Annotated in this window: 12 protein-coding genes and 2 pseudogenes; 6 read left to right on the top strand and 8 right to left on the bottom strand. The window is 72.0% G+C overall.

Features of this window, described 5'->3' with window-relative positions; genetic code table 11:
* A pseudogene (locus MTQ10_RS03860) lies at positions 1–444 on the bottom strand (hypothetical protein); the annotation flags it as partial.
* Between the two features lie 124 nt (positions 445–568).
* Here MTQ10_RS03860 and MTQ10_RS03855 point away from each other — a divergent pair.
* Both MTQ10_RS03855 and MTQ10_RS03850 read left to right on the top strand, forming a co-directional pair.
* Positions 569–1,780, top strand: coding sequence for a pyridoxal phosphate-dependent aminotransferase (locus MTQ10_RS03855; protein ID WP_247462206.1), 1,212 nt, complete (start codon positions 569–571; stop codon positions 1,778–1,780).
* 60 nt (positions 1,781–1,840) lie between these two features.
* Entirely contained in the window at positions 1,841–2,275 is a 435-nt protein-coding gene (locus tag MTQ10_RS03850; protein ID WP_247462204.1) for an SCO4983 family protein, read from the top strand.
* Between the two features lie 156 nt (positions 2,276–2,431).
* Here MTQ10_RS03850 and MTQ10_RS03845 read toward each other — a convergent pair whose 3' ends face one another.
* Complete coding sequence (locus MTQ10_RS03845) at positions 2,432–3,394, bottom strand: zinc-dependent alcohol dehydrogenase family protein (protein ID WP_247462201.1); 963 nt, start codon at positions 3,392–3,394, stop codon at positions 2,432–2,434.
* A gap of 81 nt (positions 3,395–3,475) precedes the next feature.
* On the opposite strand from MTQ10_RS03845, the gene MTQ10_RS03840 reads away from it, so the two are divergent.
* A complete protein-coding gene (locus tag MTQ10_RS03840) occupies positions 3,476–4,138 on the top strand; it encodes a TetR/AcrR family transcriptional regulator (RefSeq protein WP_247462199.1) in 663 nt (220 codons plus the stop codon).
* A gap of 35 nt (positions 4,139–4,173) precedes the next feature.
* On the opposite strand, the gene MTQ10_RS03835 is transcribed toward MTQ10_RS03840, so the two are convergent.
* On the bottom strand, positions 4,174–5,040 hold the full coding sequence (locus MTQ10_RS03835; protein ID WP_247462196.1) for an AraC family transcriptional regulator: 867 nt from the start codon (positions 5,038–5,040) through the stop codon (positions 4,174–4,176).
* Between the two features lie 176 nt (positions 5,041–5,216).
* Here MTQ10_RS03835 and MTQ10_RS03830 point away from each other — a divergent pair.
* A pseudogene (locus MTQ10_RS03830) lies at positions 5,217–5,757 on the top strand (hypothetical protein); the annotation flags it as partial.
* 293 nt (positions 5,758–6,050) lie between these two features.
* Here the strand turns inward: MTQ10_RS03830 and MTQ10_RS03825 are convergent.
* Positions 6,051–7,868: a phosphoenolpyruvate carboxykinase (GTP) gene (locus MTQ10_RS03825; RefSeq protein WP_247462194.1), complete on the bottom strand. Its 1,818-nt coding sequence runs from the start codon at positions 7,866–7,868 to the stop codon at positions 6,051–6,053.
* 268 nt (positions 7,869–8,136) lie between these two features.
* On the opposite strand from MTQ10_RS03825, the gene trhA reads away from it, so the two are divergent.
* Positions 8,137–8,874 (top strand): PAQR family membrane homeostasis protein TrhA, encoded by a 738-nt coding sequence (gene trhA / locus MTQ10_RS03820; protein WP_247462192.1) that lies wholly within the window; start codon positions 8,137–8,139, stop codon positions 8,872–8,874.
* Between the two features lie 49 nt (positions 8,875–8,923).
* Complete coding sequence (locus tag MTQ10_RS03815) at positions 8,924–9,652, top strand: Mut7-C ubiquitin/RNAse domain-containing protein (RefSeq protein ID WP_247462190.1); 729 nt, start codon at positions 8,924–8,926, stop codon at positions 9,650–9,652.
* Positions 9,653–9,844: 192 nt separating this feature from the next.
* Here the strand turns inward: MTQ10_RS03815 and MTQ10_RS03810 are convergent, their stop codons facing one another.
* From MTQ10_RS03810 to MTQ10_RS03795, 4 genes are read right to left on the bottom strand one after another with little or no spacing between them, the layout of a single operon-like run.
* Positions 9,845–12,268, bottom strand: coding sequence for a galactose oxidase-like domain-containing protein (locus MTQ10_RS03810; RefSeq protein ID WP_374117558.1), 2,424 nt, complete (start codon positions 12,266–12,268; stop codon positions 9,845–9,847).
* A 50-nt stretch (positions 12,269–12,318) separates the two neighbouring features.
* On the bottom strand, positions 12,319–13,488 hold the full coding sequence (locus MTQ10_RS03805; RefSeq protein ID WP_247462189.1) for a glycosyltransferase: 1,170 nt from the start codon (positions 13,486–13,488) through the stop codon (positions 12,319–12,321).
* Complete coding sequence (locus MTQ10_RS03800) at positions 13,485–15,134, bottom strand: ArnT family glycosyltransferase (protein ID WP_247462187.1); 1,650 nt, start codon at positions 15,132–15,134, stop codon at positions 13,485–13,487. The genes MTQ10_RS03805 and MTQ10_RS03800 overlap by 4 nt, the downstream gene beginning before the upstream one ends.
* On the bottom strand, positions 15,131–16,399 hold the full coding sequence (locus MTQ10_RS03795; protein ID WP_247462185.1) for a glycosyltransferase: 1,269 nt from the start codon (positions 16,397–16,399) through the stop codon (positions 15,131–15,133). The genes MTQ10_RS03800 and MTQ10_RS03795 overlap by 4 nt, the downstream gene beginning before the upstream one ends.
* Between the last annotated feature and the right edge of the window lie 188 nt (positions 16,400–16,587).

Genomic DNA, 16,587 nt, shown 5'->3' with positions numbered 1-16,587 from the left:
GGGCTTCGGGCCGGGCGTCGAGGGGGCGGCGGACGTCGGGGCCGCCGAGAGCGGGACGGCCGTCGGGGTGGAGGCCTCGTCGGGGGTGGAGAGGTCCGGGCGGCCGTCCTTGGCCGGCGTCGTGCCGTCGGAGCGGGAGAAGGTGAAACCGGCGATCAGCGCAGCCGCCGAGACCGCGCCCAGAGCGCCCGCCGCCGCCGCAACGCGCCGGGTGCGCGCACTGTCCGCCTTGCGCCGGGCGCGCCGGCGGTCCGCGCGGCCCCCGGTCGGGGCGGGCGGGGCGACACGGGGCAGCTCCGTCGTCGCGTCGTAGGCGCCGTCGGCCCAGCCGTGCGCCTCCGCCGGGTCGGCGTACTGCTCGTACGAGGGGCGGTCGGGCGCCGCGTGCGGCGGGTGCACGACCGGGCCCAGCGGGGGCGTACCGCTCTCTTTTGGCCAGGACATGACGGCGCATTGTAGGGACGGGAGGGGCCTGTGGGACAGTGACCGGCGATAACGGCCCAAATCACCCTCTCACGTGGTGAGAAACACGGCCCATGAGGCATTACCGGGTCGTAAGCTCCTCGGCATGCAGCTGATCCAGTCGACCAAGCTCGCCAACGTCTGTTACGAGATCCGGGGCCCGGTTCTCGAGGAGGCCATGCGGCTTGAGGCGGCGGGTCACCGCATCCTCAAGCTGAACACCGGCAACCCGGCCGCGTTCGGCTTCGAGTGTCCGCCGGAGATCCTGGAGGACGTCCTTCGCAACGTCTCCACGGCACACGGCTACGGCGACGCGAAGGGCCTGCTGGCCGCGCGGCGGGCGGTCGTCATGCACAACCAGACCATCGGCATCGAGACCGACGTCGAGCACGTCTTCATCGGCAACGGCGTGTCCGAGCTGATCGTGATGGCGATGCAGGGCCTGCTGGACGACGGCGACGAGGTGCTCGTACCGGCGCCGGACTATCCGCTGTGGACGGCGGCGGTGTCCCTGTCGGGCGGTACGGCCGTGCACTACCGCTGCGACGAGCAGTCCGACTGGATGCCCGATCTCGCGGACGTGGAGCGGAAGGTCACCGACCGCACCAAGGCGATCGTGATCATCAACCCGAACAACCCGACGGGCGCGGTGTACGACGAGGCCGTGCTGCGCGGGCTGACGGACATCGCCCGGCGACACAACCTGCTGGTCTGCTCGGACGAGATCTACGACAAGATCCTCTACGACGACGCCGTGCACATCCCGACCGCGAGCATCGCCCCCGATCTGCTCACGCTCACCTTCAACGGCATGTCGAAGGCGTACCGGGTGGCCGGTTACCGCGTCGGCTGGATGTCGATCTCCGGGCCGAGGGCGCACGCCGAGTCGTACATCGAGGGTCTGACGATCCTGGCGAACATGCGGCTGTGCGCCAACATGCCCGGTCAGCACGGTGTGGTCGCAGCGCTCAGCGGGCGGCAGTCGATCAACGACCTGGTGCTGCCGGGCGGCCGGCTGAAGGAGCAGATGGACACGGCGTACGAACTGCTGACGCAGATCCCCGGCGTGAGCTGCGTGAAGCCGAAGGGCGCGCTGTATCTGTTCCCTCGGCTGGACCCCGAGGTGTTCAAGGTCAAGGACGACCGGCGGCTCGTCCTGGATCTGCTGCGCCGCGAGAAGATCATGGTCGTGCAGGGGACGGGCTTCAACTGGCCCGAGCCCGATCACTTCCGGGTGGTGACCCTGCCGACGGTGGCGGATCTGCGGGACGCGGTGGGCCGTATCGCACGGTTCCTCGACGGTTACAGTCAGCCGTGAGGTCAACTTTAGACGGGTTCTAAGCTAAGATGGCTTCTGTCGCAGCACAGGAGGCCATCCATGTACGAACCGATACGCACCCGGTCGGTGCACAGCACGATGGCCGGCTCGTCCTCGGACTTCCCCCACCGATCCCGTGAGGAGGAGCTGGACATCCAGCTCGCGGGCCATCTCGCGGCGCTCCTCGCCGTCACCGACGAGCTGCGCGGCCTGGCCCCGTCGGCCGAGCTGGACGAGGGGGCCGAGCGACTGGCGCAGCAGGTGGCCCGGCTGCGGGGCGGTCTGCCCCCGGTCCGCTCCACCGCCTCCACCGCCTCCACCGGCACCGCCCGGCCCGCCGACCCCGCCGTGCTGCACCGGCGTGCGCACGCCCTCGCCGGCCGGGCCCTGGTGGTGGCCGCGTCCCGCGCCGACACCGCGGCGGCGATCCTCGCCGCGCAGCAGATGGACGTCCACACCGCGGCACTGGAGCCGCGCGAGCTGGCGTCCCGCTGAGCCCCGCACCGGGGCCCCCTGACGGCCCCGGTCCGCGTGCACCCGCAGCGACGCGCGGACCGGGCGCCACACATCCCGCCTGCGGGCCGGGGGCCGGACGGCACTCCAGGCGCCGCACCGGCCCTGCCGCCCCCGCCTCCGCCTGGCGTCACGGCGTCACGGCGTCAGCACCACCCTGCCGAACACCTCCCCCGCGTCCATCGCGCGGTGGGCCTCGGCCGCCCGCTCCAGCGGCAGCACCGCGTGGACGACCGTGCGCAGCTCGCCGCGCGCCGCCTGCGCGAACTGTTCCTCCCGTACGGCCCTGCGGTCGGCCTCGGGCACGGTGTCGGAGCTGAACGTCGCGAACGACACCGACTTGCGGAAGCCGCGCATCAGCCGCGCCCCGAAGTCCGCGGGCGGCTCACCGCCGACCACGCCGACGGCCACGTACCGCCCGTTCGCGTTCAACGCGTCCAGGAAGTCCGGGAGCTGCGTTCCCCCCACCACGTCGATCACCACGTCGAAGCCCTCCGGGGCGTCCGGGCCGCCGTTGCCCGCCCGGTCCAGCACATGGGTCGCCCCCAGCTCCCGCAGCCGCGCGCCCCGCTCGGCGGACGAGGTGGTCACCACCACCGCGCCCGCGCCGCCGCGCGCCGCGAGCTGCACGGCCGTGATGCCGATGCTGCCCGCCGCGCCCCGCACGAGCACCGTCTCCCCCGGCGCGAACCGGGCCTTCTCCAGGGCGAAACGGGCCACCACCCCCGAGCCGCCCAAGGTCACCGCGTCGGCGCCGGACAGACCGTCGGGCAGCGCCACGACGTCCTCGACGCGGGCCACGGCCTGCTCGGCGTACCCGCCGGAGAGACCGGTGAACGCCCACACGCGCCGCCCGGTCCAGGAGGCGTCCACGCCCTCCCCCACCGCGGTCACCGTGCCCGCGACCTCGCTGCCGAGGAGGTGCCCCTCCCGGAAGCCGTACGCGGCGAGCGCGCCCCGGCGGATCACCGCGTCCACGCCGCCCACGCCGATCGCCTCCGTCGCGATCAGCACCTGGCCCGGCCCCGGGAGGGGCGCGGGCATCTCGACCGTCCTCAGGCCCTCGGGGCCCCCGAACGACCTGATCACCACGGCTTTCATCACTCTGCTCCTAAGGTCGGTGGTAGCACCGCCGTCGGAACGTAACGGACACCACCGTCCGCCTGAGCGAAGTGAGAGACGATGCCCAGCGAACTGTCTCGCCCCGCGACCGACGACACCACCCGCCCCGCGCGCTCCGACGCCCGCGACAACCGGGCGCGCATCCTGGACGCGGCCCGCGCGGTGTTCGGCGAGGAAGGGCTGGGTGCGCCCGTGCGGGAGGTCGCCCGGCGGGCGGGGGTGGGGCCGGCCACGCTGTACCGGCACTTCCCTGCCAAGCGGGAGCTGCTCACGGCGACCTTCGCCGAGCAGCGGCGCGCCTGCCGTACCGCCGTACGGGACGCGCTCGCCGATCCGGACCCGTGGCGCGGCTTCACGAGGCTGATCGAGCGGATCTGCGAACTGCACGCGCACAGCACGGGGTTCGCCGACGCCTTCATGACGGCGTACCCGCAGACCATGGACTTCACCGCCGACCGGGAGCGGACCCTGCGGGCGGTGGCCGAGCTGGCCCGCCGGGCGCGGGAGGCGGGGCGGCTGCGCCCCGACTTCGTCGTGGACGACCTGGTGCTGATGCTGACGGCCCACCGCGGCCTGCGGAACACGCCGCGGGCCGCGAGGGTCGCGGCGTCGCGCCGGTTCGCCGCGTATGTGATCGACGCGTTCCGCGCCACGCCGGACGCCCCGCCGCCGCTGCCCCCGGCGCCCCGGCTGCGGCCTCTGCCGAGGCCGGGCGCGCCCTGAGTCACGCCCGCCCGACCGACCGTTGCGGCCGGCGCTCAGCCCGCCTCCCGCTCCACCGGGAGCCACAGTTCCGCGTCCGCGTGCGTGCCGTCCGCCGACAGGCGCGTGCGGAGGATCTCCGGGCCGGGACGGCTGCGGTACGGCGTGGACGGGAACCACTGCGTGAACACGTCCCGCCACAGCTCCTGCACGGCCTGCGGGGACGGCCCCGAGGTGGTGAACACCGCCCAGGTCCCGGCCGCCACACGGAGCGTGTCCGTGCCGTCGGGTGCGGGGGCCGAGGTGACCACCGCGTGGTAGTAGTCGAGATCCGTGCCCTCCGCCCTGCCGGGGTCCAGGTCGTCGCAGACGGCGACGAGGCCCTGCGGCTCCTGGTCCGACAGTTCCGCCAGCCGCTCCACGGCCTGCCTGTCGAGGCCGCGTACGAAGCCGATGATCGCCTCGTTGGGCCCCGAGTGCACCAGGGGGACCCTGGCCCTGAAGCCGACGACGGTGAAGTCCGGCCTGTCGACGACGCGGTACCGCATGCTGCTGCTCCCTTCGACGGTGAGGCGGAAGGTGAGCCGCGGCTGGGAGACGAGCACGGCGCCGGTGCGCCGGGCCTCCCCCGGCCCGATCCCGTGCACGGCGCGGAACGCCCGCGCGAAAGCCTCGCCCGAGCCGTAGCCGTACCGCACCGCGATCTCCAGCAGCGTCGCCCGCCCGTCGAGCACCTCCGCGCCGGCGACGGTGAGCCGGCGGCGGCGGATGTACTCCGACAGCGGCATGCCCGCGAGCGCGGAGAACATCCGGCGCAGGTGGTACTCCGACGTGACGGCGATCCGGGCCAGGGCCGCCGCGTCGATGTCCTGGTCGAGCCGCTGCTCGACATGGTCCAGGACCTGATTGAGACGCTCCAGCACTCCCGGTTCCCTTCTCTTCCTCGTGATGTGCCGATCACGCTAGGCAGCGCGCGCGGTACCGGCCCGACATTCTGTGCCCGGTCCGGTCGGGGTTGTGCACCCGGCCGGGCAGTCCCTGGGAGGCGCCGCGCGCGCGGGACCGGGCGGTGATGGCGCCCTCGCATCTGGTGCGCCGTGGCCGGTTCCGGCAGATGGCCGCCGGTGAGCGGGCCCGCAGGGCGGAGAACGCGACCGGTGAGCGGGGTGGAGGCACCCTCGGCGACCATCTGTCGCGGGTGGTGCCGTCGGAGCCGGCGGTGCTGGGGGTGCCGGAGCTGCGGTGTTCGCGACCGGGTATGCAGCCGGGGAGCTGATGCCGTACGCCACGCGGGGCGAGCGGAGCACCGGGCGGGCGCGGTGATCGCGTGCGTGGGCACCTCGCACGCGATGTACGCGGAGGGTCCCGGCGGGGTGACCCGCGAGGCGTGGCCGAAGGCGTGCGCGCCGGCGCTGCCGGACCAGGCGCGGCAGGCGGGCCGGGACTTCGTCGGCGTGCGGTTCTCGGCGGCGGGCAAGATCCGGGTCTTCCGCTTCCCGGGGGACCTGCCTGCCCCCGTCGCCGAGGTGCCGGATTTCGCGGAGACGTTCGCTCGGTGGCGGCACCGACTTCCAGCGCCGCTGGGCACGGCGGCGCAGCTGCTGGAGGAGGAGTACGACGGAGCGGGCCGCGCCCGCGGCACACGGCGCCGGAGAGCCGAGCGCCCCGCCGGGCGGGCGGGCCGGCCGGCGGGGCGCTCGTCGGCACGTTCGTGAGAGCCCGCGGGCGGGCCGTGCCGAAGGGGGCGGGGGTGGGTCCGCGTGCCGTGTGGTCTCCGTCGGGGCGGACGGAGGTGCGGCGGCGGACCCGGTGACCCCGCACGCCGTTGTGCGGGGCCCCGCCGGTCGGTTCCGCGGCCGGCCTGTGACGATCGCTGGTCAGGGCATCGGGCCGGCCGCGGAGCTGGTGGGGGCTGGCGTTCAGCCCGGGAGGGTCAGCCCAGGCGCTCGACGAGCGCGCGGTACTGGTCCCACAGCTCCTTCGGGGTGTGGTCGCCGAAGGTGTTGAGGTGCTCGGGGACCAGGGCGGCCTCCTCGCGCCAGACGTCCTTGTCGACGGTGAGGAGGAAGTCCAGGTCGCTGTCGGAGAGGTCGAGGCCGTCCGTGTCGAGGGCGTCCTTCGTCGGCAAAATGCCGATCGGGGTCTCGACGCCGTCGGCCTTGCCCTCCAGGCGCTCCACGATCCACTTCAGTACGCGGGAGTTCTCGCCGAAGCCGGGCCAGACGAACTTGCCCTCGTCGTTCTTGCGGAACCAGTTGACGTAGTAGATCTTCGGCAGCTTCTCCGGGTCGGCGGACTGGCCGATCTTGATCCAGTGGGCCATGTAGTCGCCCATGTTGTAGCCGCAGAACGGCAGCATGGCGAACGGGTCGCGGCGCAGCTCACCGACCTTGCCCTCGGCGGCGGCGGTCTTCTCGGAGGCCACGTTGGCGCCGAGGAAGACGCCGTGGTTCCAGTCGAAGGACTCGGTGACGAGGGGTACGGCGCTGGCGCGGCGCCCGCCGAAGAGGATCGCGGAGATCGGCACGCCCTTGGGGTCCTCCCACTCGGGCGCGATGATCGGGCACTGCGAGGCGGGGGTGGTGAAGCGGGCGTTGGGGTGGGCGGCGGGCTCGGCGGAGTCCGGCGTCCAGTCGCGGCCCTTCCAGTCGGTGAGGTGGGCGGGGGTCTCCTTGGTCATGCCCTCCCACCACACGTCGCCGTCGTCGGTGAGGGCGACGTTGGTGAAGACGGAGTTGCCCCACAGGGTCTTCATGGCGTTGGCGTTGGTGTGCTCGCCGGTGCCGGGGGCGACGCCGAAGAAGCCGGCCTCGGGGTTGATGGCGTAGAGGCGGCCGTCCTCGCCGAAGCGCATCCAGGCGATGTCGTCGCCGATGGTCTCGACCGTCCAGCCGGAGATCGTGGGCTCCAGCATGGCGAGGTTGGTCTTGCCGCAGGCGCTCGGGAAGGCGGCGGCGACGTACTTGGACTCGCCCTGCGGCGGGGTCAGCTTCAGGATCAGCATGTGCTCGGCGAGCCAGCCCTCGTCGCGGGCCATGACGGAGGCGATGCGCAGGGCGTAGCACTTCTTGCCGAGCAGGGCGTTGCCGCCGTAGCCGGAGCCGTAGGACCAGATCTCGCGGGTCTCCGGGAAGTGGGAGATGTACTTGGTCTGGCTGCACGGCCAGGGCACGTCCTGCTCGCCGGGCTCCAGCGGAGCGCCGACGGAGTGGACGGCCTTGACGAAGAAGCCGTCGTCGCCCAGCTCGTCGAGGACGGCCTGGCCCATGCGGGTCATGGTGCGCATGGACACGGCGACGTAGGCGGAGTCGGTGATCTCGACGCCGATCGCGGACAGCTCGGAGCCGAGGGGGCCCATGCAGAAGGGCACGACGTACATGGTGCGGCCCCGCATGGAGCCGCGGAAGAGGCCCTTGTCGCCGGTGAAGATCTCCCGCATCTCGGCGGGGGCCTTCCAGTTGTTGGTCGGGCCGGCGTCCTCTTCCTTCTCGGAGCAGATGAAGGTCCGGTCCTCGACCCGGGCGACGTCGGTCGGGTCGGAGGCCGCGTAGTAGGAGTTGGGGCGCTTGATCGGGTCGAGCTTCTTGAAGGTGCCCTTGGCGACGAGCTCCTCGCAGAGTCGCTGGTACTCGGCCTCGGATCCGTCACACCAGACCACGTCGTCCGGCTGCGTCAGTTCGGCGATCTCGTTGACCCACGAGATCAGTTCCTGATGGCGGGTGGGGACGGGAGCCGCGTTGTCGCGCGCCACGATTGCTCCTAAATGAGGGGTTTTTTGTTGGAGGCCCCGTGGGGGCTGCGACCCGGATGCAGGCCTTCGAGGGTACCCAGGCGCTCATCCGGTGCCGACCGCACTCATTTGATCATCCGACGTGAGTGCGCAGATGTCCAGAGGGCGTCACAGGTGAGCATCGCCACGTTCGGCGTACCGCGGCATGGGCATGAGAGGATGACCACTCCCGGCCCCCGACCGGCCGGACTGATCCGTAACTTACGGGTCCGTAGGTACGATGCGGCGTATGACTGCGTCCGCTCACGACGCGCCCACGGAGACGACGGCCGCCGGCCACGGCTCCGCGGCGCCCTCCCTGCCCCAGCAGATCGCGCACACCCTCAGCCAGCCGATCAAGCCCAAGCTGCGCGGCTGGCTGCACCTCGGGATGTTCCCCGCAGCCCTCGTCGCGGGCCTCGTCCTGACGGCACTCGCGGACTCCACCCGCGGCCGTATCGCCTGCGCGATCTACGCGCTGACCGCCTGCCTGCTGTTCGGCGTGAGCGCGCTGTACCACCGGGGCTCGTGGAGCCCGCGCATGGACGGCGTCCTGCGCCGGCTCGACCACGCCAACATCTTCCTGATCATCGCCGGAACCTACACACCGCTCACCCTGCTCCTGCTGCCCGGCGCGAAGGGCCAGTGGCTGCTGTGGGGCATCTGGGCGGCAGCCGCCGCCGGGATCGTCTTCCGCGTCTTCTGGGTCGGAGCCCCGCGCTGGCTGTACACGCCCTGCTACATCGCGATGGGCTGGGCCGCCGTGTTCTACCTGCCCGACTTCATGCGCACCGGCGGCATCGCCGTCCTCGTCCTCGTCGTCGTCGGCGGTCTCCTCTACAGCGCGGGCGGCGTGATCTACGGCATCAAGCGGCCCAACCCCTCACCGCGCTGGTTCGGCTTCCACGAGGTGTTCCACTCCTTCACGCTCGCCGCGTTCGTCGTCCACTACGTGGGCATCTCCCTCGTCGCCTACCAGCACGCCTGACGCCGAAAATCCCTGCGGGGGGCGGGGTACGGCGTGACATCCTGGCCGGGTGAACGGCTCCGAGATCCACGTCGACTTCGCCCCCGAGCTGCATCTGTTCGTCCCGCAGCCCCACCGCGCGGGCGCCGCGCCCGCGCTCGTCGACGGCGTGTCCACCCTCGGCCATGTCGTGGAGTCCCTCGGCGTGCCGCTGACCGAGGTCGGCGCGCTTCTCGTGGACGGCCGCGAGGTGCCCGTGTCGTACGTGCCCGGGGCCGGGGACCGGGTGACGGTACGGCCCGTGGAACGCCCCCAGCGGGTGCCGGGCGCACCCCTGCGCTTCCTCCTCGACGTGCACCTGGGCACCCTCGCCCGCCGACTGCGGCTGCTCGGCGTGGACACCGCCTACGAGTCCACCGACATCGGCGACCCGGCGCTCGCCGCCCGCTCCGCCGCCGAGCGGCGCGTCCTGCTCAGCCGTGACCGGGGGCTGCTGCGCCGCCGCGAGCTGTGGGCCGGCGCGTACATCTACAGCACCCGCCCCGACGAGCAGCTCCGGGACGTCCTCGACCGGTTCCGGCCCGAGCCGGCCCCCTGGACGCGGTGCACAGCCTGCAACGGGCTGCTCCGCCCGGCCACCAAGGACGAGGTCGCCGACCAGCTGGAACACGGCACGCAGCGGTCGTACGACGTGTTCGCTCAGTGCCGGGAATGCGGGCGCGCCTACTGGAAGGGCGCGCACCACGAGCAGCTGGAGGCCGTCGTGGAGCGCGCCCTGGCGGAGCTGAGCCGAGGCTGAGGCTCGGGGAGGGGCCGGACGCCGGTCGCACCGGGCGGCCGGTGCCGGTCCGGGCCGGGCACCCGCACCCGGGCGGCCGGTGCCTGCCGGCTCCCCGGCGCCGCGGGCCCGCTCCCGTGCCGCTGCCGGTCGGTCCCGCGCGCCCGGTCCCGACCGGCGTTCGTGCGCTCCCGGCGCCCGGTCCCCCGCCCGTCAGCCCCGTCCGACGTCGCCCTTCCCGCACGCGATGCCGTCCCGGTCGCGGTCCAGCCGCAGCGGGTCGTCACGGCCGTTGACCTTGAGCGTGCCGTAGTCGTTCTGCTTCAGCCACGTGCAGCGGGCGTCGGTGGTGGCCTTCACCTGCGGCGGGAAGACCGTCGGCACGCACACGTTGGCGGAGCCGTAGTGCCGGTCGCAGCCGGAGATCGTCGGGGCGACCGGCTGGGAGGTGCGCCGCGCGGACGGGCCGGTGACCTTGCCGGACGGGGAGTCGGCGAAGGAGTGGATGTGCGCGGAGGCGTCCTTCGCGCCGAGCGCGGACGGGCCCTGGAGGTGCACCCACTTGGCGACGGAGGGCACCCCGTTGGCGTCGACGACGAACAGCATGTACCAGCCGGGCGGGGCCAGGTTCGGGTTGTCCGTCACGTTCAGGTCGACGTTGTCGCCGTCCACGCTCAGCGGCAGGTCCACGAACCGCTGGTTGGGGTCGGAGGAGTGGGTGACCGCGGCCGGGCGGATCAGCTCCGCCTTGGCGATGGGCCGGTCGACGGTGATGCGCTGCGTGTCGCCGTACGTCCACTCGCTGTCGATGAGCGAGGTGATCGTCGGGCGGGGGCCCTTCAGCAGATACGGCGGGGTGTAGATCGACACGTTGTGGTTCCAGGAGCCGTTGCCCGGGTTGTCGCCGGTGGCCATCACCCGGCCGTCGGGCAGCAGGAACGCCGACGAGTGGTAGCCGCGGGCCTCGGGGTCGGCGGCCACCGGGTCGAACGTGCCGGTCCGCGGGTCGTACAGCGACGACTCGTACACCGGGTCCGCCCGGTTGTGCAGCGCGCCACCCGTCTCCAGGACCTTGCCGTCGGGCAGCAGCACCGCGGACACGTACATCTTGCCCTGGCCGCCGGTCTCCGGCTGCGGGCCGTTGCCGAGGTCCACGGTGCCCTGCGGCAGCAGCGGGCCGGGCGTGTAGGCCGGGTCGGGCTGCTTCAGGTCGATGACGTCGGTGAGGCGGTTGGCGTCCGGGTTGCTGTCGATGTTGCCGCCGCCGATGGTGAGGACCTTCTGGTCCTGCGCCGGGGGCAGCAGCACGCTCGCGGACTGGTCCCGCTCGTCCTTGTTCTGCAGGCCGGGCACCTGGGTGATGGTGTTGGCGTCGTAGTCGTAGATCGCGGCGCCGGTGCCGGGGATGTTGTTGCCGAAGACATGGCTGCCGGAGTAGAAGAGCCGCCCGTCCTGCATGAGGATCATCGACGGGTACAGACCCCAGTACGACCAGGTCTGGTTGACCTTCCACAGCGGCTGCCACTGCTGCTCGGCGTCCGACCACAGCTCGGTGGTGACCGACCCGGTGGAGTCCTCCCGGAGCCCGCCGAAGGAGATCACGTCACCGTTGCCGAGGATGGTCGCCGACGGGTACCAGTGGCCGTCGTTCAGGTCGTTCGTCTTGGTGTACGTCTCGGTCCCGGGGTCGAAGATGTACGAGTCCTTGTACCCCTGGTAGCCGATGGTGCCGTCCGCCGACGGATAGCCCTTGTTGCCGCTCATCACCAGCACCCGGCCGTCCTGCAACTGGACGTGCCCGGCGCAGAACATGTCCTTCGGGGTGGGGATGACCTTGTAGCTGCCGTCGGCGGGGTCGTACACGGCGGAGGTGAAGGTGCCCGCCTCGAACATCTCCTCGCTGTTGCCGGAGCCCGCGATCAGCAGCACCTTGCCGTTGTTCAGGACGACGGAGTGCATCGAGCGGACGGGGTTCTGCGTGGGCAGCACGTCCCAGCGGCCGTCGGCGCACTCCTCGGCGGTGCCGGTGCAGGTGGGCGGCGGCAGGGTGACGGGGACCTGCTCCATCGTGTAGTCGTCGGTGGTCGCCGAGCCGGTGCCGTAGACGGAGACACCCCAGGTGATGCGGTCGGTGCCCGCGGGGACCTCGGGGGTGCGGACCGTGGCCTGCGTCCAGCCGGCGGCCATGTCCAGCGTCTTCAGGTCGGTCCAGTACTGCCACCCGGCGGTCGTGTCGTGCCGGAACAGGGTGATCGCGGCGTCCGGGGTGGTCGACTTGTACCAGAGCGACAGGTCGTACTGCCGGCCGGTGGAGACGGGCGGCGCGCACTCGGCGGACTCGGTGATCAGCGCCTTGCGGTCGCCGTCGACGCGGCGGGTCAGCTCGACCTTCATCGCCTTCGCGCCGGAGTGCGCGTCTGAGGTGGTGGTGAAGGTGAAGTCGTTGTCGCCCCAGCCGGACTTCTCCCAGCAGTACGGCATGTCGCCGTCGCCGGCGGTCTCGAAGCCGGGGTTCTTCACCAGGTTGGCGGCGGACGCCGGCTGCGGCGCGGACAGCAGGAGCCCGGCGGTCAGCGCCAGCGTGCCGGCCAGCGCGGTACGTCGTCTCAGGCGGTGCGCGCGGCCGGGGGCGGGCAGACGGATCGAAGTGGTCGTGCGGCTGGATGTGTTCACGTGTCTGGGTCCGTTCACGCGGCTCTCCTTGCGGCACGCCCCCGTCGGGGCAGATAGACCAGCGCTTCGGTGCCGACGAAGCGCAGGACGAACGTCGTCACCAGGGCGAGCGCCGTGGCGGGCAGGGCGCCCATGGCGAAGCGGTGCACGAACAGGGCGATCAGCGGGATGCGCAGCACCAGGTCGGCGTTGGCGAGCAGCGCGAACCGGCCCAGCCGGTCCCACCAGCGGCGGTGGGCGCGCCGGTCGCGGAACAGCAGCTGCTCGATGAGGAGGAAGTTCCAGGCGACGCCGAGCTGGTTGGCGAGGATCTCGGCGGGCAGATAGTGCACGCCGAGCGCGGTCAGCGCCCACAGGCCGAGCAGGTTGGGGGCGAAGCCGCTGGCGCCGATCAGCCCGAAGCCGATCATGCGGGCGAGGGGGGAGGCGGTGCGCAGGCCGGCCAGGTGGCGCAGGAAGCGCAGGCCTTCGCGGGCGGTGGACTTGGACTCGCCGGCGTAGCGCTCCTGGAAGACGAACGGCACTTCGGCGACGGCGCGGGGGCGGCTGCGTACGGCGAGTTCGAGGAGGATCTTGTAGCCGAGGGGTTTGAGGGTGTCGGCGGTGAGGTCGGCGCGGCGCACGGCGAAGAAGCCGCTCATGGGGTCGCTGATGCCGCGCAGCCGGCGCGGGAAGAGGGCTTTGGTGAGCCAGGTGGCGGCGCGGGAGACGGCGACGCGGTAGCCGCCGGCGAGTCCGGCGCGGCTGCCGCCGGGCAGATAGCGGGAGGCGACGACGAGTCCGGCGCCGGTGCGCTGCCCGGTGGCGACGAGTTCGGGGACGAGGGACGGGGGGTGCTGGCAGTCGCCGTCCATGACGACGATCCATTCCGACGCGGCGGCTTTCATGCCTTCGACGACGGCGCCGCCGAGCCCGCCGGTGGGTTCGTCGCGGTGCAGGACGGTGACGGGGAACGGGCAGTCCTGCGCTGCCTCGGCGATGACCTGCGGGGTGTCGTCGGTGGAGTCGTCGACGAAGACGACCTCGCAGGGCAGCCGGGCCGGCACGGACTCGGTGATCAGCCGCAGCAGCCGTCGTATGTTCGCGGATTCGTTGTACGTCGGTACGACGACGGTGACGGCGCCGGGTTCGGGGACCTCGGCGGCGTCCACCGCGGGGACGGGTGCGAGGTACTCGTGGGTCATCGGGTGCCTCCGGCCGTCGCCGGCTGGACCCGGCGGATCTCGATGCGGTCCTCTCCGGTGCCGAAGACGGCGACCGGCGTCGAATGCTGGATCGCCGCGCGCACGTTGGGCAGGTCGCGGGCGTCGCGGCGTACCGTCGGCGAGGCGACGACGTAGTCGAGGTCCCGCCAGCCGTGCGGCATGGTCTTGGTGACGGCCGGGTCGAGGTCGGCCTTGTAGAACCAGATGGCGCCGAGTCCGGGCTGGTACCCGGCGTGCACGAGGTCCAGCCACAGGGCGTCGTCGACGAGGACGCGGGTGTCCTCGGGGTGTTCGACGTTGCTGCCGAGCCAGGCGGAGGCGGCGCGGTAGGGGGCGTTGGCGTCGGCGGTGACGGCGGTGCGGTCGCCGTCGTACCAGCGGGGTACGACGTAGGCGCCGGCGGCGAGGGCGAGGACGGCGGCGAGGGCGTACCGGCCGGCGGCGACGGACCGCTTCTCGGTTGCGGAGCGCCGGCGGCGCAGTACGGCGTGGGCGACGCTGGCGGTGCCGCCGGCGAGGACGAGCGCGAGGAACGGCAGCGCCTGGATGATGTACATGGCGGGCAGGTAGCCGTCGGGGCGCAGGGCGAGCGCGGCGAGGACAGCGACGGCGAGTGCGGGTCCGGCGAGGGCGCGGGCGGTGACGGACCAGCGCCAGATGAGCAGGAGCAGCAGGGCGCCGGCGAGGCCGCCGAGGGGCAGGACGCGGTCGTAGTAGAGCCAGGACTCAAGGACGCCGTGGGAGCCGGAGCCGGGGTCGAGGATGAAGCCGGAGCCGGGGCGGGTCATCTGGTAGACGATGCCGTCCCAGAGGGAGACATGGCCGCTGCCGGGCAGGAGTTCGCCCTTCAGGAGGGCGAACAGGGGGTAGGAGAAGCCGACGAGGGCGCAGGCGGTGACGGCGCCGGTGAGGGCGAACTTGCGGGTGTCGCGGTGGCTGTGCCGCCACATGGTGAGGAACAGGGCGGGCAGGACGACGAGCATCGTCTCCTTGGTGAGGACGGCTGTCGCGGCGGCGAGCCCGGCGCCGAAGTGGTGCCAGAGGTGGCGGGAGGGGGAGGCGGCGAGGGCGAACGCGAGGAGCGTCCACATCACGGCGAGGTTGTCGAGGAAGATCTCCCGCTGGAGGACGACGGACAGCGGGGACAGCCCGAACAGGGCCATGGCGAGGGCGGCGGCCCAGCGGGGCAGGGCGAGGCGCCGGGCGAGGACGAGGACGAGGACCGCGCTGACGGCGCTGACCAGCAGCATCACGGCGCGCATGGTGCCGACGGTGAGGGAGCCGGGGTCGAGGGCGGAGGGGATCCAGGTGAGGAGGGCGAGCTGGATCCAGCCGAGCGGCGGGTGGTCGTACCAGTAGGTGTAGTGGGCGAGGCCTTCGCCCTGCTGGACGGCCCAGGCCTGGGCGAGGTAGGTGCCCTCGTCGTCGCTGAAGGTGGGGTAGGCGGCGATGTTCCAGCCCTGCACGACGAGGATCGCGGTGAGCATCAGCCCGCACAGCAGCAGGTCGGGGCGCGAGGAGCGCAGTCTGCGGGGGGCTTCGGGGCGGTCGGTGGGCGGTTCGGGGGCAGCGGTGTTCTGCGCGGGGACCTGGGAAGCGGTCACCGCGGGAAGGGTGGAGGTCACGCGTTGACGTCCTCTCGGATCCCGTCGGCCGTCGCCAGGTGGGCGCCGACGTGAGTGGTCAACTCCCAGTCGTTGCGGCCGCGTTGTTCGCGCCATACGGCGCGGACGGCGGCGCCCGCGAGCAGGACCTGGTAGAAGGGTCCGCCGGCGATGAGCTTCAGGTAGTGGGCGAAGCGCACGCGCAGGCCGTACTGCTTGCCGAAGTCGTGGAGTCCGACGACCTCGAAGACGAAGGTGACGAGGGCGGTGACGGCCGGCAGGAAGGTGATGAAGGCGATGCCGACGGGCACGTCGAGGAAGAGGGCGATCGCCACGTTGAGGGGGATGATGACGCCGGAGAAGGCTTGCAGGAACGGTGTCATGAGGGTGTAGCGGGCGAGGAGCCGCTGGCCGAAGCCGGGCAGTTGTTTCCAGTCCTTCTTGCGGTAGACCTGGAGGAAGCCCTGGTTCCAGCGGGTGCGCTGTTTCAGCAGGGAGACGAGGCTGCCGGGGGTCTCCTCGCGGGTGACCATGCGGGGGTCGTAGGCGACGACGACTTTCTTGCCGATGGAGGAGAGGCGTACGCCGAGGTCGCAGTCCTCGGCGAGGCAGTCGGGGTCCCAGCCGCCGGCTTCGCGCAGGACGGCGGTGCGGACGAAGACGGTGTTGCCGCCGAGCGGAATGAATCCTTTCTGCGCGTGCAGGTGGAGGCGGGAGCGGAACCAGAAGAAGTACTCCAGGCAGTTGCGCAGGCTGTACCAGCTGGAGTGGAAGTTGATGAGCTGCACTCCGCCCTGGACGACGTCGGCGCCGGTGGTGCGGAAGGCGTGGTCGACGTGGGCGAGGAGTTCGGGGTGGACCTGGTCCTCGGCGTCGAAGACCCCGACGACGTCGCCGCGGCAGTGCGGCAGCGCCGTGTTCATGGCCTTCGGTTTGTTCTTCTTCTCGTGGGTGTCGACGACGACGCGGACGCGCGGGTCGCGGGCGGCGGCCTCTTCGGCGACGGCGGTCGTCTCCGGGTCGTCGTGGCCGACGATGACGATGATCTCGAAGTCGGTGTGGGTGGACTCCAGCAGCCGTTGGATGGTGTGGTCCAGCACGGCCTGTTCGTGGCGTGCGGGCAGCAGCAGTGAGAACGACACGTGTTCGTCGCCGTCCGGTCTGCTGAACCGGGTGGAGGCGAGCACCTCGGGCGTGCGCCACGCGTGCATCTGCCACCACAGGGTGAAGGCCGCCATCCAGAACAGGGCCAGCGAGACGGCCGATATGAGGACAGACGTCAGCACAAAGATTCCCCCCGAATCCCCGAATCCCCCTGTCACGCGGGCGAGTTGGCGTCCGCGTGGCACGTTCCAGAGACTATGGGCGATCTGTGAAAGGCGCAGGCCCTTTCGGTGAAGAGCGTGTTTCCTCACATTGAGGTACAGGGTTGAACAATACGGTTGCGCCACACGTCGGTCGCGCCGGGCGGCGG

This window comes from Streptomyces sp. XM83C (genome assembly GCF_023072675.1).
GTDB lineage: Bacteria > Actinomycetota > Actinomycetes > Streptomycetales > Streptomycetaceae > Streptomyces > Streptomyces thermocoprophilus.
The sequence above is the reverse complement of the archived record's forward strand: the minus strand, read 5'-3'. Positions and strand labels throughout refer to the sequence as shown.

What these genes read in the sequence shown, in the direction of transcription:
- MTQ10_RS03855 (WP_247462206.1), top strand. Translation starts at nt 569, where the DNA reads ATGCAGCTGATCCAGTCGACCAAGCTCGCCAACGTCTGTTACGAGATC.
- MTQ10_RS03850 (WP_247462204.1), top strand. Translation starts at nt 1,841, where the DNA reads ATGTACGAACCGATACGCACCCGGTCGGTGCACAGCACGATGGCCGGC.
- MTQ10_RS03845 (WP_247462201.1), bottom strand. Translation starts at nt 3,394, where the DNA reads ATGAAAGCCGTGGTGATCAGGTCGTTCGGGGGCCCCGAGGGCCTGAGG.
- MTQ10_RS03840 (WP_247462199.1), top strand. Translation starts at nt 3,476, where the DNA reads ATGCCCAGCGAACTGTCTCGCCCCGCGACCGACGACACCACCCGCCCC.
- trhA (WP_247462192.1), top strand. Translation starts at nt 8,137, where the DNA reads ATGACTGCGTCCGCTCACGACGCGCCCACGGAGACGACGGCCGCCGGC.
- MTQ10_RS03805 (WP_247462189.1), bottom strand. Translation starts at nt 13,488, where the DNA reads ATGACCCACGAGTACCTCGCACCCGTCCCCGCGGTGGACGCCGCCGAG.